Here is a 23,660-nt window from a genome sequence, read left to right on the forward strand (position 1 = left end):
ATATCAACCTCAAACTAAACGAAATGCCGTTCACCTTCGCCCACCCCGCCGCCATCTTGCCTTTGAAGGTCTTCCCGGCAAGGTGGCGGTCTATGACTGGACTGGTTATGGGAAGCATAGCTCCCGACTTTGAAAAGTTCCTTTGGCTGCGGGCTTTCCCCTTTGACGCCTATAGCCATACCTGGCAGAGCATCTTTTACTTTAACCTGCCACTGGGGCTGTTGCTTGCCTTTTTGTTTCACGGGGTGGTGCGGGATGTGCTGGTCGAAAACCTGCCTGCTTTCCTGCGGGTCAGGCTGAGAGGGCTTGGACCAGGAAGCTGGCATACCTACTTTCGGCAACGCTATGCTATTGTAATGGGATCAGTACTCGTAGGTAGCGCCACCCATATCGCCTGGGACGCTTTTACACACCTGGACGGAAGAGGGACGAAGCTTTTTCCTGTCCTCTTAAGAAAAGTTACGATCGGGGGCACGGCTGGGAGTTGTTTAACCTATTGCAGCTCGGCTCTTCTGTGGCGGGCTTGCTGCTTGTGTTCCTGGCCTTGGTGAGGCTTCCCAAAGCGGAGGGGAGGAAGGGGGTAAAGAATGGCAGCATCCTGTACTGGAGCATGTTCACGTTCGTCGCAGCGCTCGCTGCGTCCCTCAGGGTGTGCAGCGGATACCCGCTGCACACCCTGTCGAACCTGGCTATTTTGCTTATAGCTGCAGGGCTTTTCAGCCTCCTCGTAACTTCCTTCCTGTTCACGAGGAGAAAAACGACACCCGTGGTATAGCCGACAGAACATCTGCCGACAGGTAATAAGGTGCTATCGTCCACCTTCCTGTGCTCCCGAACCTGCTTGTAGCACACTGTATCAGTGGAATACTGGAATGGGAGGGCCGCTGGTAATTTGCCCTGTGGCCGGAATAATTTTTTTTTTAAGGCAAAATGACGTACATTTGGCAATTCCAAGCTATGTCAAGAGCAAAAACCATATCCTGCTGCAGATTTCTGCTCCTTTCAGTATCTTTTGTTTGGATACTGTTACTCTACGGGCAGCAGGCATTGGCATTTGGCAATGAACCGGTACCGCTCCTGCAGGGGATTGCCAAGTCCCACAAAGAGGCAACCTTCCGCCAGGACGAGTACAAGCATTTTGACAAGGCCCTGGCCGATAAGGTATCGGTCAACCTGCCACAGGCAGTGGTTGAGCAATTACTGCTTTCCTTTGCGTTTCCAACCGATCAGGATGTTCCTGCTTGCGGGGCTCTATTGGAGGCGGTCAGGTTGTCAGCCCGCCTGTTTCCGGTCATCATCCAGCCCAACGCCCCATAGGCAGCTCTGGCCGGGCATTTCCACTTTTCTCCATAATAAGCTTCATCGAAGTAATGAAGCGTTTCTGAGGGCGTGAAGCTGTCAGCTGATGCCACCCGTGCAAATCTTTTTTCTGAAGGAGTTAACGATCCCAAGCCTTTTGGTTGGAAGAAGCCCCGTCTGATATTTCTTTCGATGCTGCCTTGCTGCCGTTGCATGCAGGGTAGGCGCTAGCATGTTTCCATGCCAAACCAGGCACCTGTCAAAGGCCCGGGTGCCCACTAATATCTTTTACATTACACGAACGATTATAATGCGCCATAAGAACTTTATCATTATCATGACAGTCGTCATCACGGGACTGTGCCTGCTTTTTCTGTCGTTTTCCTTTGTTTCCCGGAGCGTGGAGCGGAAGGCAGAAGCCTTCGCAACGGATTCGCAGGGGCAGGTAAACCCGAGCAGGAGACAGGCTTACCTGGATTCTGTCTGGAGGGAGCCCGTTTTCCTGGGGCTCACTTACCAGGAAATCAAAGAAAAAGAACTGGGCCTTGGCCTTGACCTGAAAGGCGGTATGCACGTGGTGCTGGAGGTTTCCCCTGTTGAGATTCTGCGTGCTCTTTCGGGCAACAGCAAAGACCCTAACTTTGTAAAGGCCCTTGCCCGTGCGCAGGAACTACAGAAAAACAGCCAGGAAAAATTTACCACTCTTTTCGCCGAGGCCTACCTGGAGATTGTTCCTCAAGGAAAGCTCAGCCAGGTATTCTCAAATTCCGCTAACCGGGAAAAGATCAATTTCAATACTTCAAACGACGAAGTTATACGTGTTCTGGACCGGGAGGTGGAGGATGCCGTAGACCGCTCTTTCAACATCCTGCGCACCCGTATTGATAAATTCGGTGTAACGAACCCGAACATCCAGCGCCTATCGGGTAACGGTGGCGATGGCCGCATCCAGATCGAGCTGCCGGGCGTAGACGACCCGGAGCGTGTGCGCCGCCTGCTGCAGGGCATGGCCAACCTGGAGTTCTGGGAAGTGTGGACGCCGGACGAGTTCACCCCTTACTTTTTACAACTCAACGAGTACCTGGCACAGCAGGAGAAAGCCGGCAAGCTGAACCTGGGCACTGCAGACCAGAAAGATCCCTTAACGCAGGGTGCTACTCCTAACGCAACAGTTAAAACAGACGGCGCTGATGATGTGCTGGCGCAGGCTGCCGCTACCGATTCCACGGGTCTTGCGCAGGCGGGCCAAACGGCAGCTTCTACTGATTCCGCTGCCAGTGGCCTGGACTCTCTTGCCAACGCACAAAGCAGTGCTCTGGCCCGCCTGTTCGTTCCGCTGCCAGGTGGCTTCGGCACAAACGTGCGCGACACGGCCAAGGTGAACGAGATTTTAGGAAGAGCAGAGGTTCGTGCCATCTTCCCTCCCAACATGAAGTTTTTGTGGAGCGTGAAGCCCGTGCAGGGCGGCAACCGGCAGGAGTTCGCAGAGCTGTACGCCATCAAAAAAGGGCGTGACGGGAAGGCCCCGCTGTCCGGTGACGCTATCAACGACGCCCGCCAGGACTTCGACCAGAACGGACGCCCTGAGATCAGCATGGCCATGAACCCGAACGGCTCCAAGAAGTGGGCCCGTTTGACAGGCGACAACATCAACCGCCAGATCGCCATCGTGCTGGACAACTACGTGTACTCTGCTCCGGTGGTGCAGGGCGAGATCACAGGCGGCAACTCCTCCATCTCCGGCAACTTCACCGTGGAAGAGGCGAAAGACCTTGCCAACATCCTGAAGGCGGGTAAGATGCCGGCCCCTACCCGTATCATCGAAGAGGCCATCGTAGGTCCTTCGCTGGGCCAGGAGGCCATTAACCAGGGCTTGCTTTCCACCATTGCCGGTCTGGGCGCAGTCGTGCTATTCATGATAGGCTATTACCGTAGAGGCGGCTTTATTGCCGACTTAGCGTTGGTGTTCAACGTGTTCTTTATCCTGGGTATCTTAGCGCAGTTTGGCGCAGCGCTTACCCTGCCTGGCATTGCGGGTATCGTGCTTACGTTAGGTATGGCCGTGGATTCCAACGTGCTGATATTTGAGCGGATGCGGGAAGAGATGACCAAAGGGCTACCTATGCGGGAGGTCATCAACAAAGGGTATGAAAAGGCTTTCTCTACTATCTTGGATGCGAACGTCACCACTTTTTTAGTTGGCTTTATCCTGTACTACTTCGGCTCAGGCCCGGTAAAAGGCTTCGCCATCACCCTGATGATGGGTATTGTTACCTCCTTCTTTACGTCTGTTTATATTTCGCGAATCCTGGTCGAGAGAACCTTTAAAAGCAAAGGAACACTGCGGTTCTCCTCTTCGTTCGCCGATAGCCTTTTCCGGAACATCCGGTTTGATGCCATGAGAGTCCGGAAGTTCGCCTATCCTTTCTCTTTGGCCGTTATATGCTTCGGCTTTGTAGCGATGTTCTTGAGCGGTGGCCCGAACTTAGGCGTGGATTTCAAAGGGGGACGCTCCTATGTAGTACACCTGGAGGAAGCGGTGCCGGCATCCGAAGTCCGGACTACTCTGCTGGAAGCTTTTGAGGAAGCGGGTACGGAAGTGAAAACGTTTGGCGGGGCAAACCGCCTGAAAGTGATTACCAGTTACCTGGCCGACGACGAATCTGTGCAGGCCGATGAAACTGTAAAAGCAGCCCTGGAACAAGGGCTGAGTCGGTATAAGAAGTTAAATCCAGAGATATTGAGTTCGTCTAAAGTTGGCGCTACCATGGCTGATGATATACAACGGACATCCCTGGTGTCGGTCCTGCTTTCCCTGGCTGGTATTTTCCTGTACGTCATGATCCGCTTCAGCAAATGGCAGTTCAGTTTAGGAGGGGTGGTAGCCCTGTTGCACGATGCGTTGATGATCATCGCTGTGTTCTCTATCCTCGACCTGTTTGGCATCTCCTATGAAATGGACCAGGTATTCATCGCGGCGCTGTTAACGGTGATCGGATTTTCCATTAACGATACGGTGGTTATCTTCGATCGGATCCGGGAGAACATGGGGTTGAGGGCAGGTCTGCAGGTGAGGGATGTGATTAACCCGGCCCTGATCAGCACCTTCAGTCGTACCATCATCACCTCCTCTACGGTGCTGCTGGTGGTACTGGTGCTGTTTATCTTTGGAGGAGAGGTGTTGAGAGGCTTTTCTCTTGCCATGATCATCGGAGTGGTGGCAGGTACCTACTCCTCCCTGTTCATAGCTGCTCCTTTGGTGGTGGACACATCCCGGGGTAGTGCCGATAGTGCTCCTGTGCTTGGAAAGCCTGCGGACGTCTCCGGGAAAAGACAGAAGGTTAGCAAATGAAAATGCTGTACCTGCTCACATTCCTTCTATTGTTGACCCTGCTGGTGATATACTACAGGTGGAAGGAAAGGCAAAGGAAGTAATTTCCTCGAGTTCGGTAATATAATTTTTTTACACTAACATTTATTGATATCATGATGATCATACAACTGTTTGCCTTCATAGGAGGGTTAGGCGGCTCCGAAATACTAGTAATTCTTTTTGCTGTCCTGCTGCTATTCGGTGCTAAGCGCATCCCTGAACTGGCCCGCGGGCTCGGACGGGGCATCCGCGAGTTCAAGGACGCCACCAAGGAGATTGAAACTGAAATAAAGGATGCGGTCAAGGACAAAGACAAAGAGGGGCAATAGCCACCGCTGCCTGTAAGGCAGGCGTTAGTCACCTTAAGGCTGACTACTTCCCGGCAGCCTCTGCCGCCCGTTGGGAAGTAACCCGCCTTTGCCTTTCTGCGCCCTTGTGTGCCAGCGCCTGGGACACAAGGGCGCAGAAAGGCAAAGGCGACAATGGAAGGCAGGAGAGAAGTACCGCAGGGAACCCCTCCTGATCATTTAAAAGCTACGTGCCCCGGAACCGGCAGGAAGGCCTGGTTGCCGGCCGGGCAGGGACATCGGGGGCGTGGTTAAATGCAGGCATTTATGGAAAAGCTAAAACAATGATTGTACTGGAAGATATGGAAACCTGGCCCATAGAGGCTTTCGCACCTGTCCTGCAATATGCCGACCAGATAAGGACGGAGAAGGAGTTGCAACGCTGCTATACGCTGGAGGGAAAAAGCTGGCTTGCCGGCATGGATTGCTCCAGATACGATGCGCTCCTGGAAACTCTGCCGGAGCGTTTAAAAGAGCACTCCATCAAGGTCTATCACTGCACAAGGGTCACTGATCCGAAGGCGGTGTGGAACACTGGACTGTGTCCCGCCGAAATAGAGGAGGCAAAGGCAAGGGTCATCAGCGCCTTGTCCCAATATCTCGGCCCGGGTGAGGAGCAGGAAATCGAGCGACTGTACGATTTATCCGCTAGGCGTGGAGCCTCTATGGAAAGGGGACGCCCCCTTTGCTTTTACACAACCTTCGAACAGACCACCCGGTACGACTGTCGGACCTATTTCGACTACTTCGGAGGGAGCTTGGCCCGGGAGGCCCTGGAGGCAAAGAGATATAAATACTACCCTTTGCTTCGCAAAGTCGGCATCCCCTGCCTGGTGGCATGCAGGGTGAAGCTTACAGACGGGGAGGTCAACCAGATTAGGGGGCTGACAGACTATATGACAGACCGCCTCGTTTTTCAGGGCTCAACAGGCTTACCTTACACAGCAAGGATGGAAGTGGCCATCCACACGCCTGTCCTGGCTCAGGACATTTTGGATGTCCAGGAAATTTCCCTTACCTGAGGACCGTGCCGTATGGCTTCCTTTCCAGTTTGACATGGCTTATATCATGAAGAAATCCTTTATTCCGCTTGCCACCCTGCTTTGCATCACGGTTGCGGCCATTCTCACACTTTTAAACCAATACCAGCTACTAACTTTACCTGCCGGTGTGCTGCTGACCGCCCGATGGATCGGTATTGGGGTGCTCCTGCTATACGGCCTGCAGAAGCGTTCTCTCACCAGTTGGATACTCATAAGCATGGTGGTAGGCGCCGAGATCGGGTATGACTTTCCGCAACTGGCCCAGAACCTGAACGTGCTCAGCAAGGTTTTCCTGAAACTGATAAAAACCATTATAGCGCCTCTTATCTTCGCGACCCTGGTAGTGGGGATAGCCGGGCACTCTAACCTGAAGCAGGTGGGGAGCATGGGCTGGAAGGCGATTGTTTACTTTGAGATTGTTACCACCATTGCCCTGTTTATAGGTTTAGCGGCCATCAACCTGACGAAGGCCGGTGAGGGCATCGACATGCGAGGCATTGCTCAGACAGAGGAAATCCAGGCCCCGGCCAAACAGTCGGCCGCCGATATTATCCTGCACGTCTTCCCCGAGAATATTGCCAAATCTATTGCGGAGGGCCAGGTACTGCAGATCGTTATCTTCAGCGTGCTCTTTGCCATTGGCCTGGCTATGGTAACAGAGCGCAAGCGCAAGCCTATGCTCGACTTCTGCGAGAGCCTTTCAGAAACCATGTTCAAGTTCACAAACGTGATCATGTACTTTGCGCCTGTGGGGGTTGGTGCGGCTATTGCCTATACGGTGGGGCACATGGGCTTCGGCATTCTGGTGAACCTGTTCCAGCTGCTGGCCACCCTTTACATAGCCCTTATTGCTTTTGTCGTGCTGGTTCTGCTGCCGGTCGCCCTTATTGCAGGCGTACCGGTTAAGCGCTTCCTGAAGGCGGTTTCCGGCCCTGTGTCTATTGCCTTTGCCACCACCAGCTCGGAGGCTGCCCTGCCACGCGCCATGGAAGAGATGGAGAAACTGGGCGTGCCGCGGAAGATTGTAGCCTTTGTCATGCCCACAGGGTATAGCTTTAACCTCGACGGAACCACCCTTTACTTATCGTTGGCATCGGTGTTTGTGGCGCAGGCAGCAGGCATAGACCTGACGCTGGAACAGCAGCTGCTGATGGTGTTCACACTCATGCTCACCAGCAAAGGTGTTGCCGGGGTGCCCAGAGCCTCGCTGGTGATCCTCTTGGGCACAGTAGCCTCTTTCAACCTGCCCGTGTGGCCTGTATTCGCCATACTTGGTATAGACGAGCTGATGGACATGGCGCGTACCTCTGTGAACGTAACAGGAAATTGCCTGGCTACAGCTGTGGTGGCCCGCTGGGAAGGAGAGTTTAATCCCCAGCCTGAAGCCGGCCTGGTAGAGACAACAAATCCGGAACCAACGGAAGAGCAGCCTGCATGGAAAACTTCTCGGCCGACAACGGGGAAGCGGGGCGGAAAAGTTCGCTTCTAGAGGGTCCGGGACAGTTAGCCGAAAGGCCACGTTTTGCTGCAGAAAAGCCAGGAGAGGACTTCATGGCGGTTGGGTGGCTGACATGCTACAGGCCAGGCAATCGAAAGGCCTACGATACAATCTTACAATCCGACGTTAATTACTAATTTGTTCATGATGAAAATTGAAATTGAGAAACAACGAGGGACCAATAAGTTTATAGTACACGCAAATTTCATCATTCCCAAGCAAAAGGGATTGATTGACCAGATTGAGAGCATACAAGGGATAGAAGGCGTTGATGTGGCTCTTTCGAAAAAGTATTCCTTTGTTGTAGAGATAGGCAGGTTGTTTGCCACCAACGAAGTTACAGAGAATATCCGGGAGGTTATGCTAACGTACATGAAAGAGCAAGAATAGGGCAGGCGCTTGCGCAGGTCTTTTCTGGGACGTTAAACCTCCTCTGTCCTTGTGCTGTAGCTCTTAGAATCACTGGTGTGTTGGAACTGCAGGCAAGGTCGGTTTTTTCTAAAGACGCCACAGCGGGGCAGCGGGAGAGGTAACGGTGGTAGCAGGCTTAGCTGGGAGCCGCCTTGCCTAGTAGGAAACTGCCCTATAGAGTGGCTTTTCCCAAAAAGATTGGGTTATAAAAATTAATATGGCGGTATCAGTTGTTTTATTTCCATTTACCTGTCACCTTTGCTATATGGCTGCAAAGTGTAAAGGTAAGGGTATACATCCATGGGGGCTTTTGGCCCTTGTTATCTGCTTGCTTTTGCAGGTGATGACACCTGGTATGGCCGCCGCCGATGTGCCACCTGTTTCTTCTGCAGCAGCTTCTGTTAGCGAGGCAGATCCTGTTCCGCAACGGATGGTTGTGCAGGAAATGAACCAGGTGGGAGCTCCGAAAGGCTGCCAGGCGGACAAGGCGTTTAAAGCCAGGTTGATGGTTTTTATGCTGAGGCAGCTCTTCGCCCCGCTTTGCCCGGAAAGTGCTCCGCTCCCTGCGGCGCCTGTTCATTACCGCTTCTCCCCATCTGACCCTATCCTCTCAAAAGGCCCATAGCCTCTTTTCCCCCTCCCGATGCCCGGCCTGATGCTCATCGCTGGTCTGCGGGTGTTACAGGCCAATACTGGCCTTTGTCTCTTTTTCTTGCTTAATAGTGTCCCGTATGGAATCTATTCAATACGTGCTGGATCTTATCCTGCACATAGACCGGCATCTGGTAGAAATTGCCGGAGCCTACCAGGGTTGGCTTTACCTGGTGCTATTTCTAATCATTTTCTGCGAAACAGGTTTGGTGGTGACGCCCTTTCTGCCCGGTGATTCCTTACTCTTTGCGGTTGGGGCACTGGCCGCAAATCCTGCCTCGGGCCTACACCTGGCTTTGCTACTGTTGCTGCTGTGTATTGCCGCCATTCTGGGCGACTCCGTCAATTACTATCTGGGTACCAGGCTAGGCAGCCGGTTCTACCTGCGTGAGGCAAATTGTGGCCCTGCACCTGGGAGGCAGGGGCGCAGCAGGTGCCAGGAGCTTGTGGGACAACTTCCCCGAGAACTACAGGCAGCAAGCCATTTTCTTCACAGATGATTGGGATGCCTATAAGCAGGTAGTACCCGAGCAGCAGCATAAGCCATCTAAAATGAAGAAAGACACTAACCACGCCGAAAGGTTCTTCAGCACCATCAGACAGAGGTGCTCCAGGCTGGTAAGGAAGGCTATGTCTTTTTCAAAGAGCCTCGACAGGCACCTGATGGCGATCAGGTGCTTTGTCGCTAACTACAACTTATCATTACTTTTATAGGACTACCAAAGATTTAATTAGGGCAGCAGCAAAAGTATGCCGGATTAGTTCACCTTCAAATCAAAAATTATAAATTCAGCATTCGAAAAGATGCTATCAGAAAAATATAAATTTGTAAACTTCATAGAATCAGGAGCTTATTTGAATTTGTGCTAGGCATACCTGGGGATAAGGTTGCTGCAAAGAAGGCCGCCCAAAGGTTTGCCGACAAGTGCTGTAGCTGTTACGAAAAGTATTGGTAGTAAAGGTTAGACGGCAGTTAATTTCAGCTTAAAACCCTGTTCGATACTTTCCCGACGGTTAACCCCTGCACTACAATAGAAAATACCACCACAAAGTAAGTCATCTCCAGGAGCAGCTCTTTGTAGGTAGGGTCTGTAACAGATAGCACCAAGGCAATAGAGACACCGCCGCGCAAACCTCCCCATACCAGCACCGTAAGGGTACCTCTGCTTAATTTGGGATTGAAGGGCACCAGCAGCGAAGGAATCCAGATGGAGATAAAGCGGGCAGCGAGTACCACGGCGATGGCCACTACCGAGAGAATCCAGTAAGTCTCAAAATCAGGTATTAACAGCAGCTCGAAACCAATAAACAGGAACAGGATAGCATTCAGCACCTCGTCCAGCAGTTCCCAAAACTTGGTTATATAGTCTTTGGTGAGCGTCGACATGGCCACTTTCTTTCCATAATTACCAATAATGAGCCCTGCAGCCACCATGGTCAGGGGGCCTGATATGTGCATGGCATGTGCAATAAGGTAGCCGCCCATCACAACCGACAGGGTAATAAGAACGGAGACGATGTAATCGTCTATGCCTTTCATTGCCTTTGATGCCGTATAACCTAAAAGCACACCCAGCAACAAGCCTCCCAGGGCCTCTTTTGCCAGAAGCCACGAAATGGAGCCAAGCGAAATTTGTGTATCCGGGGTTTGCGTCAGTTGCAGGAGCACGGCAAAAAGCACTACAGCGACACCATCGTTAAAGAGCGACTCACCGGTAATCTTTGTCTCCAGAGACTTACCCACGTTGGCTTTTTTAAGAATGCCCAATACTGCAATCGGGTCGGTTGGAGAAATTAAGGCACCGAACAGCAAACAATACAGAAAGGGCATCGCAATCCCAAACAAAGGCGTTATCCCATATAAAATACCTCCAATAGCGAAAGTTGACAGAATAACACTAATCGTAGAAAAGGTCAGCACCGGCAGGCGTTGCTCCCGGAGATCGGCAACGTTAACATGAATAGCACCGGCAAAGAGCAGGAAGTTCAGCATGGCCCCCATGAGCACCTCTGTGAAGTCCAGGGACGATATAAGGGTAAACAACCTGTCGGCAGTTTCCGGAAAAATACTCTTGCCGGCAAACCGGATGAGGATAGAGACAATAATGGCCATCAGCATGATGCCAATAGTAGATGGTAGCCTGATAAACCTGTGGTTGACGTAAGCAAACAGGGAGGCAAGAACGATCAGTACAGAAAATGAATAATATAACTCCATAATTAAGAAATGAGCCTTTGTGCGGGTTTAACGTGGTTGCCCTGTTTGGAGAGGGCAATTATTTAACTTGAAACATAAAGGGCGGCATAGGCCTGTGCCGTGATAGCTATGGCGGAAACCAATAAGTAGTTTCATTTGAGCAGGTAACTCTTCAGCTCCTCCTGCATGACGGGGTTAATGGCAACTGCGAGAATGATAGAAATGATCAGGCCAATAGTAACCGAAACGACATCTTTTCCTATCAGTTTAAACGTCTTACCTATATGGACTGCGGAATCCTGCGCTCGGATGCGCATGGCAAGCTCCCGCCCTGCCAGCAGGCCCACAAACACCCAGGTAGTACTCATGGGCAGGTTGTTTACCTCTTTAAAATAGTAAAGAATAAGGGCGTATACCAAGTCTATAATCGTGGCACTCCGTACATCGTGTACTTCCGATTTTTCGTTGATGATGTGCTGTATTTTGTCGCCTTTCATGTAGAAAAGGGCACCAAGCCCCAGGAAGATGAAACCGGAGAAAGCTATAAACTCGGTTGCTTGCAACTGGCGCGGCAGGTAAACGGCAATGTTGGCTAAGTCCTGCACCAGCCAGATATACCACAGGAACCCGCTGATGACCCATTGAGCCACCGTCCAGGCAATATGAGCCTCACCTTTTATAAAGCGTTTAATAACCCTGGAGAGCAGCAGGTAAAGTACAAAGGCCGAACCAAAGGCTACTGCATAGCCAGCCAGGCTTTTATTGACCATACTGACGATGGTGCCGGAGGTAGCCGTAAAAATACTCAGCAGCATAAAAGTAGTGGAGACAGGAACACGGAACCTGGTCAATAGCAGCAGTATGATAGGGGAGGCCAGTTGCAGGTAAACAAACTGCTGTGGTGCCTGGTCGAGGCCGGGAGTGGCAAGCCTTTGGAAACTCACGTCACCTGCTAAGGTAACCCAGCTGTAGGTGACGGTGACAAGAAAGATAAGCCCCATAAACAGCCACTGCCAATACCATTTCTTATCCTCGTTCGATACAATGAAGGTGCCAATTGTCTGGATGCTGTCGTTGGCTATGGCCGAATAGCCTGCAAAAGCAAATCCGACCCACATGGCGAGCGAAGGGTATGGGTACACGATACCCGCTGCAATAAGGGAAAAAGCGATAAAGTACAGGAATTTTTTCTCCTTCCGGAAAATAAGGTCAAGTTGGTTGTAACGTTTTCTAAATTTATAGGGTTGGGCAGGCACAAGTGGTTTGGCACCTTTCTTTTTGATCATGGGAGTGAAATTTTAAATAGGAGTGAAGTAAGAATATGATTTGGCTTACTACCACTACCTGCACGGGTATGGGAGTAAGCCCGGCTTGGAATTAGTTGTTTTAGAACCGGAACCTGTGGTTTGGTTGGTGCTGGCTTCCTGCTCCGTCCGAGAGCTTTTCCCTTTCAAGTCAATCCTCTGGGGACAGTTCCTGCGCCTTTACCAACAGCTAGGTATTCGCCAGTTGCGGGCTGGGCATCGAAAGGTACAGGTAGGGCATCCCCCCTGCAGGTGACTCACTCCGTTAGCGGCGTCTGGCCATAGCGACTGTTGGGAACTGCAGTATCGTACTCCATATACACCTTCCGGTAACTTGAACTAAACATAGGAAAAGTGCATTACAAGCTGCCAGATAGCGTTGTTGCCTGCACAAAAGAATCAGTAATTCCAAGAAAAGAAGAGGGTAGTTAAGGAGCCTGCGGTTGAATGGTGATTAAGAACATTCGGCATAAGGCACAGGTGCTTGCCACGCTTGCTGCGGAGACAGGCCTCGGCCCATGTACGGGCAGATAAAGGGTGTGACAACGGAGAAAGGCCGCCGCCGGAACTTGTGGTTGGTATACCACCATCGCAGGAGCTAGGGCGGCCTTGGACGCTAGTTGCTGAGGCACCACCTGTTGAAGTACCTCTTTGAAATGCCCTGACGTGGAGTCAGAGGATGGAGCTGTTTGGGAAAACGAAACGGAAGCACGCACACACTGTGCCTGGAGCAGGACAGCCGCAAACAGTATCAAGGATAGGAAAAAACACCGTGCAACAGCAGATTTGGTTCGTATACACTCCATGAGTCGGAGTAAAAGTAAGGCAATAAAAGGGCAATAACTAGTCTATCGTTTGAAATATTGCGGGCAGGGCCTCGCCGGCTGAATAGGCAACGGAACCTGGAGGATCTTTTTTACAGAAGGCGTCTGCTTGTTAGTCGGGCAGTTTGGAATTGCAACAGTTTACTGGAGGGTTTTTGTTAGGCAGCTACTTTATTATTCAGATAAAGGTTTTCTTACTGGCAAGGTGTCAGATAGACCAGAGCCGAATGCCTCCTCTCCCTGTTGTAGAAAATCAACCGCCTGGGATCGATGCCCGCTCATTGGCTACCTCTTTTACCGATCCCCTCGCATAGGAGAGGTCAATGGCCATCTGTTTAAAGGAGCGTCAAATATACGTCTATCCATAATAGTCAAATTTAAAGTTATCAAATTAAATCTGCCTAATAAAGGTCTCCAGTCAAAGGTAGCAACTCCATAATGGACCAGGATATTCTGATGGAGACTCACAAACAGCAAGTAACACGACAATGGCAACCTATTCTATTGATTCTTATTCGTCAACTGTTGGAGGAGCTGCAACATTTCATCAAGCTTTACCTGGAGGGAAATCAGGTTTAAATCCTGTAGGTACAACTCAGAACACTAACGAAATTGGTAAAAAAACTTTTTTGCATACAGCAAAAAAATAACTTTATGCATATGAAAAAAATGTATTTTCTAAACTTGCTCTTGCTGCACTTTTGAACTTATCAGTAAGTGCTCAATCTAAATATATCATTTATGATCTACCCGAAGGAGTTACTGATAAAGTGAAGGAATATATTAAAGAAAATAAAAATTGTTCTCGGTTTGTGGCTAAACTGTCTGTAAACGCTGATATGAATTATGTGCTGTCAATAATAGATAATTCTGAGCCCTTGGATGCAGACAATTTAATAAATGAGAAAATTATGAAGAGGACCAATAGAAGGCTGAGAGTAAATGAAAATTGTTTTTTGCCTTTGCTTTTTGAGGAGGATCTTATTTTTACAGATTTTGGTAGAGAGAAACAATCAGATGGAAGAATAGCTAGAAAAAGAATACTGTTCAATTTTGATGGTTTTACAATTACTTTTGATAAACTAGGCAGAATATATTAATAATATTTTCCCCAATGGCATGGGTTTGGACCTGTAAACGATGCTTACAATTCAATATCATAGCAGAGGCCCTTTCTAATCAGTATCGGGCTTTTGCTTTTCCGCTGCTAGCTTATCCAGAGAACAAAGTCATTGCCGCTTGACATGCCTAACCACGGTAAAGCGGGGTTCGTCCGTGCCCTCGGCCGGACTGCACTCCGGCAAAAGCAAGGCTGTACAAGATCCCTTCTTGCTCAAAATATCAGTGTTTGGAAAATATTACTCGCTTGAGTTGTCGTATTGACAACAATGGCATATATTTATCGTATAATTTAAAGGGAAATGCATGTTCTAAGTCATAAGAAACTCAAGGAATACTGTCAATCGCACGCTGCCGCGAAACAGTATCTATTATCGTGGTACAAGACCACCGAGGCGGCCCAATGGAACTCCGTAAACGACATGCACGCTGACTTTCCAAGCGCGGAGCTAATAGTCGATGGGAAAGTGGTGTTTAACATCAAGGCCAATGACTTCAGGCTGGTAGCATTGGTCGGGTTTAGAAGCAAGAAAGTGTTCCTGCTCTGGTTTGGAAGCCATGCGGAATACGACAAGATTAAAATAGAAGACCTTTAGCAAAGGATAAAGCACAAATCGCCCTGTGCAAAGTAGTGGAAATTACTAACTGCCTGTAAGGCCGTTAGGTCTAAATGATAAAGACCGTAATAAAATGAATATTCACTTAATACATAACGAAGCCGAGTATCAGGCAGCCCTCAAACAAATCAGAGCGCTGTGGGATGCTCCTGAAGGAACCCCGGAGAATGAGACGCTGGAGATGCTGTCTCTTGTAGTTAAAAAGTATGAGGAGGAGCACTATCCTATCGAGGAGCCGGATCCAATTGAGTACATTAAAATCCGCATGGAAGAACTTGGTTTGAACCAGGAGGACCTGGTGCCTTATATGGGAGACAAGGGAAACGTATCCAAAGTGCTGAACAGAAAGCGAAGCCTGTCACTCGATATGATTCGCAAGCTGCACAAGGGGTTAAGATTCCCGCTCGAAGTACTGATAGCAGAACCAGCGCTATAAAATCAGTTTAACCTGTAACATAAAAGCCTTGATACTTTAAGTGGTGCCAGGGCTTTCTCTTTTCAAATGTCTAACCAGAAAGTCACCGCCGATACCTTTAGATAAGCCATTGGCAGGTAAAGCGGGGTTCGTCCGCTGCTCGCTTAGTTACATCAGCCAAAAGGTTTACTTTGAGTGACGCAATTCTTGTTAGGACCGCATTATTATTCTACTGATAACCACTTTTTACCGCTTTTTCAGATTATATCCTTTTCTTTGATGTTTGCTCTACTGTTTCTTAGTTACCTACTGGCCGATCAACGGCCAATAGGTGGCCAATTCGGCCAATTAGCGGCCAATTCCGGCCCACTCATATTTTGAGCCACGACCCATGCCCGTGTGGCTGAAAATGGCCATATCAACAAGCTGCTGCAGCTCCTCGGTGGCCGTGGTCTTACCAACACTGTTAATAGTTTGATAAATGGAGTTATTGATGCTGCCGTGTTCCTTTACATAAGCCACTGCCTTCAGTTGCCTGTCGTTGAGCCCAGCCTTTGCAAGCTGTTCCTCAGCGAGTCGGTTCTTGTAGAGTATGATCAGAAAGCCACCGTCCAGCTCCTGCATATCCGGCTCGGGTAAGCCGGCTTCTTTGCAGGCCTCCAGAATTTTAATGGTGCCCCTGCCCCAGGAATCGATATAGCCTCCTTTGAAGCAGACGTCCGCAATGACAGGATTTCGCGGCCGGGAAGGATGCTGCCTTTTGAGAGCATCAAGAGATAAGCCTTCAGGGAGGGAGCCTTCGTTCCAGATACTGAAACTGTCATCATACATCCTGATCTGTACGCTGCTGCCCATGTAGTTCCGATGCACCAAAGCGTTGAGAAGCATCTCACGAATGGCCGCGACCGGGTACTCATCCCGCTCAACACGCTGCAGGCCTTCAAAATCAACAGACTTGGTGAAGAACTTGTGGTTCAAGTTGGCGGTTACCTCTGTCATCAACGAAATAAGATTGCCTTCAACCACCTCCTGAAACTTAAGGTCCGCGTCGTCCTTGCCAAACCGACCCATCTTCACCACCATATTGGGATAGAACCGCCCGGGGTCTTTACCGAATAGGATGACGGCTGCTCGCTTGAGCTGCCCTTTCTCGGAGAGCCGGAGTTTTTCAAGCAGATCTCCCACGCTCAGGCCGGATACGTCCGGCAGACGCCCGGCTTTCAGAGCATCACCCAAGAACTTATCAACGCTTGCAGTGTCTATATCCTCTAGGGTGGCAGCGGGCTCTGTCACATCATCCCAGGTTTTGCCAGCCCTCCTCAGCAGGAACTCCGTCAGGGAGTGACCCGTGAGTTCTGTTGTAGTGCTGCCGCTACGGTAGTAATACCTGCCGCGCAGGGAGACAGCGACAGAGTAGGGCAGTGTGATGATTTCTATGTAGTGGCTCCCGTTTTCTTGGTGAAGGTTGACCTCCACCAAGATACCCAGTTGATTTCTCACCTTTTGTGGGATGCTTTCCATCAGGGACTTTGATTCCTGTAGGTGCACCACACTGCCATTATCGTCCCTACCGATGAAAATGGTGCCTCCTTGTGCATTGGCAAAGCCACATATCCCTTTGAGATAATCGTCGTGCCAACTCTGCTTGTACTCAATATTATGTTGTTCGGACATGATGGTGATTTGTATCTGGTGTCGCCACAGCGATAGTTGCAAAAGCTTCCTCAAAGATACAAATAAGCAGTTGATGATCTTTTAAAGCAACCACTTGGTTTCTAAATAGCGATAGGAAAATTTTTAATGGCTAACAGAAGTTAATAATCAATTTAATGCTTCAGTAATGGTATCTTTATAAAGTAGAGAAGTCAGAGTTTTAAGCTTGTTTTTCATTCAAAAAAATTACTCACGATTATTAAAAATTTATTTTGATCTATGACTATAGATTTTCTTAAAAGCAGTGCATTGGTGGATTTTGGGATAAGATTAAGGCTTTCATTTGGATGATGCTATCCACCTTTCTCTGAAAAGTTGAAATTAAATCTGAAGAGGCACATGATACCGTCATTGCTTATTTGGTAACTCACCATAAAAAACTGGCAGGCTACAACAAAGCATATGGTACAAAATACGAATCGTTCAGAAATGGCAAATACGGGCTGGTCCCCTATGAGAAATTCGGTACCTCATCATGATATTCTTAACCAATAAGAAATTTCTTGGTGTTCGACTCTCCTTCTTCTTTAGCCAGACCAACATCAATATGGGTAATTCTGAACACCCACATGGAGGAGCGGATGATACAGAGAAGACCTATTCCTATATTTTGAGCTTAAGAGGAACATTAGACACGGATGAAATTGTGGAGAACTCTGTGGTGGCTAGAAATAACATGAACTGGAATATTGATGAAGACGAAGCGAATTCGAATAGATTTGACATTTTCTACTTTCCTGAGAGGGAGTATGGAGGAAATGAAAGAGGGTTACGGAATGTCGGTTATGCCTGGTATAAACAAAGCCAATACAGGATACTAGGGGTTAAGCAAGATGAATTAGGTAGAGAAAGGAAAAGTAACGGAAATGCACTTGAAAATTTGTTTTTCCCCAATGAGGTGAAGGAACTTATGTTATGGGTGAAGAGCAAGGAATGGTATAAGGAGAAAAATATACCATGGAAACGGGGGTGGTTGCTGTATGGCCCACCCGGGACAGGTAAAACTGCTTTGGCCAAGCCTTTTGCCGAAGATCTGGATATGCCTATCTACTTTTTTTCTTTGGCCCAAATGTCGAACAATGATCTGATTAGCTCTTGGCAGAGTATGCAACTAAATATACCATGCATCGCCTTAATTGAAGATATTGACAATGTGTTTGATAAAAGGAAAAACATCTGTCAAAACCCTTTAACATTTTCAAGAACGCTTAGTGGCGACCATGACGATAACGACAACAACAGCGGAGCCATGAAGACGCCTCTCACCTTTGATACACTTCTGAATTGTATAGATGGTGTTGATAAATCAGATGGAATATTTACGATTATAACAACAAATGACATAACTAAAATTGATTCTGCTATTGGGGTTCCGAAGACTCTGGTAGATGGTACTCAGGTGTTTGTGTCTTCGAGGCCGGGTAGAATTGACAGAGCCATTGAGTTGACTTATATGAAGAAAGAAAACAAGATAGAAATGGCAACAAAAATTTTAGGTGAGTTTGAAGACAAGTTGAGCGAAGTTTTAGAGCACATTAAAACGGATATTGAGGAACCCCCCGCTCAGTTCCAAGAATATTGTTCACAAATAGCTTTGACCTCCTCCCCAAAAATGAACACCTTTAAAATATAGAAATGGTCAATAAGCGCACAGAACCAAATGTGAATTGACATGTAAAAAACTAGATTTATAAAGACGCAGATTATCTTCGCCCTCAAGCAAGCTGAGACAGGTATTAAAGTAGGAGAAGTCTGTCGCAAAATAGTATTTCTGAAGCCACCTTCTATAACTGGAAGAAAAAATAAGTGGATTAGGGGTATCTAAACTACGGAAGCTGCGGCAACTAAAGGAAGAGATCCAGCTGTTAAAGTAACTGATGGTCAACCTGTGCCTGGACAAACTAAACTGATGCTGTAGAATAGGGAAGAAGACCTTAGAGATAGAGCGCGAAAGCGGAAGTTTTGGCCCCTACTGACGGGCACCTTATAACACATGGGGGAGTGGAAATTTATTTCAGTGGCCTAATAGTGTCAGAAGTTATAAAAAACGAAACTAGATAACTCTGGATGCTTTTTGTGTATCCCAAAGGGAATTCTATCGTTATGCAGTTGATGTTAGTTGTAATCTCTCATACTAGTTGAATATGTAAATTAAAAAACTTATATTCGTAATGAGAAAATACTGAAGTTAGCCGAGGGGGCAAATTCGGATACCTTGGCTTTTTATGATGTTTATATAATTGTAAATCAATAATATACGGCGGGGTTGCAAATCCCTCACTCTCTGCTGGTAGGAATACTAAAATCAGCAAAAAGCCCGTAAATCAATGATTTATGGGCTTTTTCGTTTCTGCACCCTTGCTAAATCATTCAGTTTTTTTCTATCCTAAGGAGTACAATTCGGATACCAAAAGCCAAAAGTACTTTTGGCTTTTGGTATCCGAATCTGCTATATTATTTTGATTTTCAGTAAAATATATATTTTGTGGAGCCTTGGTTGAATCGTTAATTTTGAGTGCAAAAGGAGGAGTGAAGTAGGGAACAAGCGGAATAGTTGTGGGGTAATTTAGTAGGCTGATGGTCGTTCGCTTTCAGGTACGAAGGTTTTAACAATTGAAAAGGAGGTATTTAGCTCTGTATCACGTAGCCTCTTGTGAATATGATAAAGGCACACTATCAAGTTTAGCTGTTTATTAAAAGCCCTTGATCATTAGCTGCTCATTAACTACTCCAACTGGGAAGCCTTGTTCACAATGTCTTTGATGATCTCATCCAGTTCCCTGGTGGAAGCCTCCAGTAAGTCTAAAAAGACCTTGTTCTCCTCAAGAAGGAGTGCTTTTCTGGAAATGAGGTTCACTAATCCCAGGATATTAGCGACAGGGCGCCGCAATACGTGAGATTGGGTGTAGATCAGTTCTTGCAATAGCTGGCTATGCCTGTCCAGTAGAAGCTCATTCTGTTTCCGCTCATGAATGTCCGTTGCCACAATAGAAACGCCTAACAGGCCCTGCTCCACCGTAACAGGATTGTACTCAATCTTAAACCATCTCTTTGTGTCTCCTGCAGCCGCTTCGTGCTCCATACGCATATGTTTTCCTTGCAGAGCCCTGTTAAAGTCTCCTTCAAAGTCGTTGCCAACCAAATGAGGAATCTCTCTGGCTACATCCCTTAAGTTGGCTCCTGGCGCTAGCAATTTCCGGTGCGCGTCGGTACAACTCTCAAAAGCTATCTTATTTAAAAACAGGATTGTCCCGTCTGTTGACAGCAAAATCCGGGCAGACTTGGTGCTGTGATAAAGTGCCTTCTCTATTTTTAGAGCTTTTTCTATCTCTACCTGCTGGTGTGCAATGATGTTTAGCTCTTCCAGGCGCTTTCGTTCCAGCCAGGCCTTTTGGGTAGAAAGGTATTGTACCAGATCATTTTTAAAGACAAGCCCTTTCATTTCTTCGTTGTTAACCACAGCTAACACCTCTTGCCGGGTTTCCTGCATCAGCCCCAGTGCTTCTCCTAATCGGCTATCCGGTTTTAGTAATGGCTTAGAGGAAAGACAGTCTACTACCAGGAGGTGCGGCTTACGGACTAGGTCGAGGGGCGTTAGAAGCCCTATAAAAGCCTGTGTATCTTCTTCCAGTACTACCATGGCGCCCTTGTCGGCCAGTTCCCCTTTGATAAGCTGGATTCCGGTATAAGGGTGTATGGCTTTAAAATCGCTCCTGATAAAGTTAGTAATAGGTATCATCAGACTTCATACTCTATGTTGCTGTATGACATCGATATCTTCAGGTCTACCTTAGTCAGTTCTCCTTCCGAAACATACTGGAAAACTTTAGACTTTAAAATCTGTAGAAGCTTTGCTGCCGGAATCTTGTTTAGCAGCCTTTTATTGATGAACACGGCCTCCACCTTTTCGTCTGCCACCTCATAGAATTCAAAGCCGTTAGGAGCCAGTAACTCAAAAGATTTATTCAGGCCAAACTGACCTTGTGGAGAGTTCTTGCCCAGGATAAGGATATCCTGAAAGGGGGGGAGTCTTATTTCCTCAAAGCTCAGGCTAATAGAGTACTTGATGCTCGTGCTGGTCACATCAATCGGATCGTTTGTTTTAGGGTCAGGGGCGGGCGTTGGTTTCATGAAAAGGTTAAAATATTTTACAAGTAATTACCTGTTGAGTTGAATATGGTATGGCTTTCTGATCCGGTCGAGTTCCTCATGGGAGAGGGGTTTATGAATGTAAGCGGCAACTTGTTTGGATTCTCTGGCCCGCCTTATATCATCTTCATAGGTAGAGGTGGAAAGCACATATACCACACATTGCTTTGGCAGCAAGCCAAAGGCATCCAAAAAGTCCCAGCCATTCATCTCAGGCATGTTGATGTCAAGAAATATGACATCAGGAAAAGCTGTGGCGTTTCCGGCAATGGCTTTATCTAAAGACAATAGGGCATCTTTCACAGCCGTGAAAGTTACTAGCTGGCGGCTGAATTGATTTTCCTCGAGAACGAATTCAGTTAGGAAATTCGATACCGGATCATCATCAATCAACCAAACTGTTTCATACAAGAACATGTTGCAACCTATATATAATTAAGAAGATACTCCTCTGCCCTTGCACCTGTTCCGGCTCGTCACTGAATAGGCGTGTTTCGCTGTCTGCAAAACAGCAGGCTGTAGCGAAACAGGACAAGTTTAAATTCTAGAGAATTCAGTGCTTCTTTATAGCTGTAACTAGAGTTAGGTGCAAGGTCAGTTGTCATTTTATGGAATCTTCTATAAAATGAACAAAAAAATCAAAAATTAATACTTACAACCGGTATGGGGAACAATTCCTTAATGCAAGTTATAACTTTTATGTCAACATTAGCATATCACTATTAAATATAAAACAAGGCTGCTAATTCTGTTTAGCTGCTCCTGCAGTATACAGAGTTAACACGGATGCCGATAATTTGTTTTGAATGGCTTTTGGTGTTTCAGGAGAACCTCTTGAGTTTTCGTTGGATAATGAATAAGTGAAAAGGGCGATGCAGGCGTAACCTTTATTGAACGACCGCAGTAGAGCTTTGTTCTTGGAATGAGGCTTCAAAGGTTTTCCTGCAGCTATTTATCTTTTTAAGTCGTTAATTTCGAAGTCTTACATGAAGTGAGATGATACTCAATAATTGAAACTATTTAAAACTTCGCTAGTGAGTGCTTGCTTTTTCTGTTTTAAAGTTCTAAGTTCGTTTTACCAATACGCTACGGACTAAATCAGCCTATTTCTGGATACTATGTGAAGGAATAAATTTACACTGATTTAGCTAAATCCTTTTAGTTTGGTTTTGCAGAAATGAGACTTTCTAAGCGTGCAAATGCACATTTATACATACTTAAACTTAATTAAAAACATAATTACATGGATAGGAGAAAATTCCTTCAGGGTTCATTGCTTTTAGGAGCCGGGGCTATGGTCAGTCCGCTTGCTTTTGCTGCTTCACAAGATTTTCCGGTGGTGCGTGTTGCGGCTTCGAAACGAAATTTTCAAAGCAAGGCTGTAGAAGCCGCTATTAAGGAATTTAGCAAAAATGTAAAAGATAAAGAGCTTACCTGGTTATTTAACAACTGCTTCCCAAGCACGTTGGATACCACTGTTACGCACCAGGTAAAAAACAGCCGGCCCGATACCTATGTAATTACAGGTGATATAGATGCTATGTGGCTGCGTGACAGTTCAGCTCAAGTGTGGCCATACCTCTTGCTTGTAAAGAAAGATGAGCCGCTAAAGCAGTTAATTGCCGGTGTTATTAACAGGCAAACCAGTTATGTTCTGAAAGATCCGTATGCCAATGCTTTCTACGATGATCCTGAAAAGAAAGGAGAGTGGAGTACCGACAAAACGGATATGAAGCCAGGGGTGCACGAGCGTAAATGGGAAATCGATTCGCTGTGCTACCCGATCAGGCTTGCTTACCAGTATTGGAAGACTACAGGTGATACCAAACCTTTTGATGCGCAATGGCAACAGGCTATCCGTAAGATATACCAGACTTTTAGGGAGCAACAACGCAAAGAAAATTTAGGGCCATACCACTTCCAGCGCGAAACACCTTTTGCAACAGATACTCTCCCTATGAAGGGCTATGGTTTTCCGGTTAAACCCGTAGGCCTGATTTGTTCTGCTTTCAGGCCTAGCGATGATGCTACTATATATTCATTCCTGATTCCGTCCAATTTCTTTGCAGTAGTTAGTCTTCGACAGGCTGCCGAAATGATGGAAAAAATTGTTAAAGATAACCAAACTGCCAATGATCTTAAAGGCTTAGCTGCGGAAGTGGAGAAGGCACTGAAAGAGCATGCGGTGGCCGAGCATCCTACCCATGGAAAAATATACGCATTCGAAACAGATGGCTTCGGTAATCATTATTTTATGGATGATGCGAATGTGCCAAGCCTCTTGTCTCTGCCTTACCTGGGCGCAGTAGATGCATCTGATCCTATTTATAAAAACACAAGAAAATTTGTGCTTTCGGAGAGCAACCCTTTTTACTTTAAAGGAAGTGCGGCAGCAGGAATTGGCGGTCCGCACGTGGGGCAGGATATGATCTGGCCCATGGCTATTACCATGAGAGCGCTAACTAGCCAGGACCAACAGGAGGTGAGAGAATGCATTGAAGTGCTGAAAAGAACCCATGCAGGCACCGGCTTTATGCACGAATCTTTTCATAAAGACGATCCTAAAAACTTCACCCGCTCCTGGTTCGCCTGGGCAAATACCCTTTTTGGCGAGTTGCTGTGGAAAACTTATTCTGAAAATCCAAAGCTGTTGAGCTAGAATAACATGTGCTGTGCATCCTTGTCTGGAGAAACCTTCAG

Annotated in this window: 23 protein-coding genes and 1 pseudogene; 18 read left to right on the forward strand and 6 right to left on the reverse strand. The window is 47.5% G+C overall.

Annotated features, from left to right (window positions below; all coding sequences use genetic code 11):
- The first annotated feature begins 23 nt into the window (after positions 1-23).
- The 11 genes from C1N53_RS21120 to C1N53_RS21170 all read left to right on the forward strand — a co-directional run bounded on the left by C1N53_RS21120 (position 24) and on the right by C1N53_RS21170 (position 9,336).
- Entirely contained in the window at positions 24-551 is a 528-nt protein-coding gene (locus C1N53_RS21120) for a DUF4184 family protein (RefSeq protein WP_137761188.1), read from the forward strand.
- On the forward strand, positions 515-775 hold the full coding sequence (locus tag C1N53_RS23030) for a hypothetical protein (RefSeq protein WP_371415942.1): 261 nt from the start codon (positions 515-517) through the stop codon (positions 773-775). Before C1N53_RS21120 ends, C1N53_RS23030 begins: the two co-directional genes overlap by 37 nt.
- Before the next feature lie 182 nt (positions 776-957).
- Positions 958-1,317, forward strand: coding sequence for a hypothetical protein (locus tag C1N53_RS21130; protein ID WP_137761190.1), 360 nt, complete (start codon positions 958-960; stop codon positions 1,315-1,317).
- Between the two features lie 292 nt (positions 1,318-1,609).
- Positions 1,610-4,651, forward strand: coding sequence for a protein translocase subunit SecDF (secDF, locus tag C1N53_RS21135; RefSeq protein ID WP_137761191.1), 3,042 nt, complete (start codon positions 1,610-1,612; stop codon positions 4,649-4,651).
- 134 nt (positions 4,652-4,785) lie between these two features.
- Complete coding sequence (locus C1N53_RS21140; RefSeq protein ID WP_137761192.1) at positions 4,786-5,001, forward strand: twin-arginine translocase TatA/TatE family subunit; 216 nt, start codon at positions 4,786-4,788, stop codon at positions 4,999-5,001.
- A 302-nt stretch (positions 5,002-5,303) separates the two neighbouring features.
- The gene (locus tag C1N53_RS21145) at positions 5,304-6,041 is read left to right on the forward strand and encodes a hypothetical protein (RefSeq protein ID WP_137761193.1); all 738 of its coding nucleotides are present in this window, start codon (positions 5,304-5,306) and stop codon (positions 6,039-6,041) included.
- On the forward strand, positions 6,016-7,551 hold the full coding sequence (locus C1N53_RS21150) for a dicarboxylate/amino acid:cation symporter (protein WP_240773322.1): 1,536 nt from the start codon (positions 6,016-6,018) through the stop codon (positions 7,549-7,551). The genes C1N53_RS21145 and C1N53_RS21150 overlap by 26 nt, the downstream gene beginning before the upstream one ends.
- 153 nt (positions 7,552-7,704) lie before the next feature.
- Positions 7,705-7,950 carry a hypothetical protein gene (locus C1N53_RS21155; RefSeq protein WP_137761194.1) on the forward strand — a complete coding sequence of 82 codons (246 nt, stop codon included), beginning with the start codon at positions 7,705-7,707 and terminating at the stop codon, positions 7,948-7,950.
- 286 nt (positions 7,951-8,236) lie between these two features.
- On the forward strand, positions 8,237-8,596 hold the full coding sequence (locus C1N53_RS21160; protein WP_137758894.1) for a hypothetical protein: 360 nt from the start codon (positions 8,237-8,239) through the stop codon (positions 8,594-8,596).
- A gap of 106 nt (positions 8,597-8,702) precedes the next feature.
- Positions 8,703-9,122, forward strand: coding sequence for a hypothetical protein (locus C1N53_RS21165; protein WP_206077679.1), 420 nt, complete (start codon positions 8,703-8,705; stop codon positions 9,120-9,122).
- Positions 9,022-9,336, forward strand: coding sequence for an IS1 family transposase (locus tag C1N53_RS21170; protein ID WP_137761195.1), 315 nt, complete (start codon positions 9,022-9,024; stop codon positions 9,334-9,336). The genes C1N53_RS21165 and C1N53_RS21170 overlap by 101 nt, the downstream gene beginning before the upstream one ends.
- A 265-nt stretch (positions 9,337-9,601) precedes the next feature.
- Here C1N53_RS21170 and C1N53_RS21175 read toward each other — a convergent pair whose 3' ends face one another.
- Positions 9,602-10,840: a sodium:proton antiporter gene (locus C1N53_RS21175; protein WP_137761196.1), complete on the reverse strand. Its 1,239-nt coding sequence runs from the start codon at positions 10,838-10,840 to the stop codon at positions 9,602-9,604.
- Positions 10,841-10,971: 131 nt separating this feature from the next.
- The gene (locus tag C1N53_RS21180) at positions 10,972-12,105 is read right to left on the reverse strand and encodes a hypothetical protein (protein WP_137761197.1); all 1,134 of its coding nucleotides are present in this window, start codon (positions 12,103-12,105) and stop codon (positions 10,972-10,974) included.
- A 1,330-nt stretch (positions 12,106-13,435) separates the two neighbouring features.
- Here C1N53_RS21180 and C1N53_RS22630 point away from each other — a divergent pair.
- The 4 genes from C1N53_RS22630 to C1N53_RS21195 all read left to right on the forward strand — a co-directional run bounded on the left by C1N53_RS22630 (position 13,436) and on the right by C1N53_RS21195 (position 15,119).
- Positions 13,436-13,597, forward strand: coding sequence for a hypothetical protein (locus tag C1N53_RS22630; RefSeq protein ID WP_168194078.1), 162 nt, complete (start codon positions 13,436-13,438; stop codon positions 13,595-13,597).
- A gap of 51 nt (positions 13,598-13,648) precedes the next feature.
- The gene (locus tag C1N53_RS21185; protein ID WP_137761198.1) at positions 13,649-14,047 is read left to right on the forward strand and encodes a hypothetical protein; all 399 of its coding nucleotides are present in this window, start codon (positions 13,649-13,651) and stop codon (positions 14,045-14,047) included.
- A 321-nt stretch (positions 14,048-14,368) separates the two neighbouring features.
- Positions 14,369-14,662, forward strand: coding sequence for a type II toxin-antitoxin system HigB family toxin (locus tag C1N53_RS21190; RefSeq protein WP_137761199.1), 294 nt, complete (start codon positions 14,369-14,371; stop codon positions 14,660-14,662).
- Positions 14,663-14,756: 94 nt separating this feature from the next.
- A complete protein-coding gene (locus C1N53_RS21195; RefSeq protein ID WP_137761200.1) occupies positions 14,757-15,119 on the forward strand; it encodes a type II toxin-antitoxin system HigA family antitoxin in 363 nt (120 codons plus the stop codon).
- A gap of 327 nt (positions 15,120-15,446) precedes the next feature.
- On the opposite strand, the gene C1N53_RS21200 is transcribed toward C1N53_RS21195, so the two are convergent.
- The gene (locus tag C1N53_RS21200; RefSeq protein WP_137761201.1) at positions 15,447-16,772 is read right to left on the reverse strand and encodes an ATP-binding protein; all 1,326 of its coding nucleotides are present in this window, start codon (positions 16,770-16,772) and stop codon (positions 15,447-15,449) included.
- Between the two features lie 514 nt (positions 16,773-17,286).
- Here C1N53_RS21200 and C1N53_RS21205 point away from each other — a divergent pair.
- Together C1N53_RS21205 and C1N53_RS22835 are read left to right on the forward strand one after the other, a co-directional pair.
- A complete protein-coding gene (locus C1N53_RS21205) occupies positions 17,287-18,444 on the forward strand; it encodes an AAA family ATPase (RefSeq protein ID WP_137761202.1) in 1,158 nt (385 codons plus the stop codon).
- A 57-nt stretch (positions 18,445-18,501) separates the two neighbouring features.
- Positions 18,502-18,682 (forward strand): annotated as a pseudogene (locus C1N53_RS22835) (transposase); the annotation flags it as partial.
- Positions 18,683-19,536: 854 nt separating this feature from the next.
- Here the strand turns inward: C1N53_RS22835 and C1N53_RS21215 are convergent.
- The 3 genes from C1N53_RS21215 to C1N53_RS21225 are packed head-to-tail and all read right to left on the reverse strand — an operon-like array spanning position 19,537 to position 21,377.
- Positions 19,537-20,550: a histidine kinase dimerization/phospho-acceptor domain-containing protein gene (locus C1N53_RS21215; protein WP_137761203.1), complete on the reverse strand. Its 1,014-nt coding sequence runs from the start codon at positions 20,548-20,550 to the stop codon at positions 19,537-19,539.
- Entirely contained in the window at positions 20,550-20,942 is a 393-nt protein-coding gene (locus tag C1N53_RS21220; protein WP_206077593.1) for a hypothetical protein, read from the reverse strand. Before C1N53_RS21220 ends, C1N53_RS21215 begins: the two co-directional genes overlap by 1 nt.
- Positions 20,943-20,969: 27 nt before the next feature.
- On the reverse strand, positions 20,970-21,377 hold the full coding sequence (locus C1N53_RS21225; RefSeq protein WP_137761204.1) for a two-component system response regulator: 408 nt from the start codon (positions 21,375-21,377) through the stop codon (positions 20,970-20,972).
- Between the two features lie 826 nt (positions 21,378-22,203).
- Between C1N53_RS21225 and C1N53_RS21230 the strand changes: the two genes are divergently transcribed.
- The gene (locus C1N53_RS21230; RefSeq protein ID WP_137761205.1) at positions 22,204-23,619 is read left to right on the forward strand and encodes a glycoside hydrolase family 125 protein; all 1,416 of its coding nucleotides are present in this window, start codon (positions 22,204-22,206) and stop codon (positions 23,617-23,619) included.
- Positions 23,620-23,660: the final 41 nt, after the last annotated feature.

This window comes from Pontibacter sp. SGAir0037 (genome assembly GCF_005491705.1).
Taxonomy (GTDB): Bacteria; Bacteroidota; Bacteroidia; order Cytophagales; family Hymenobacteraceae; genus Pontibacter.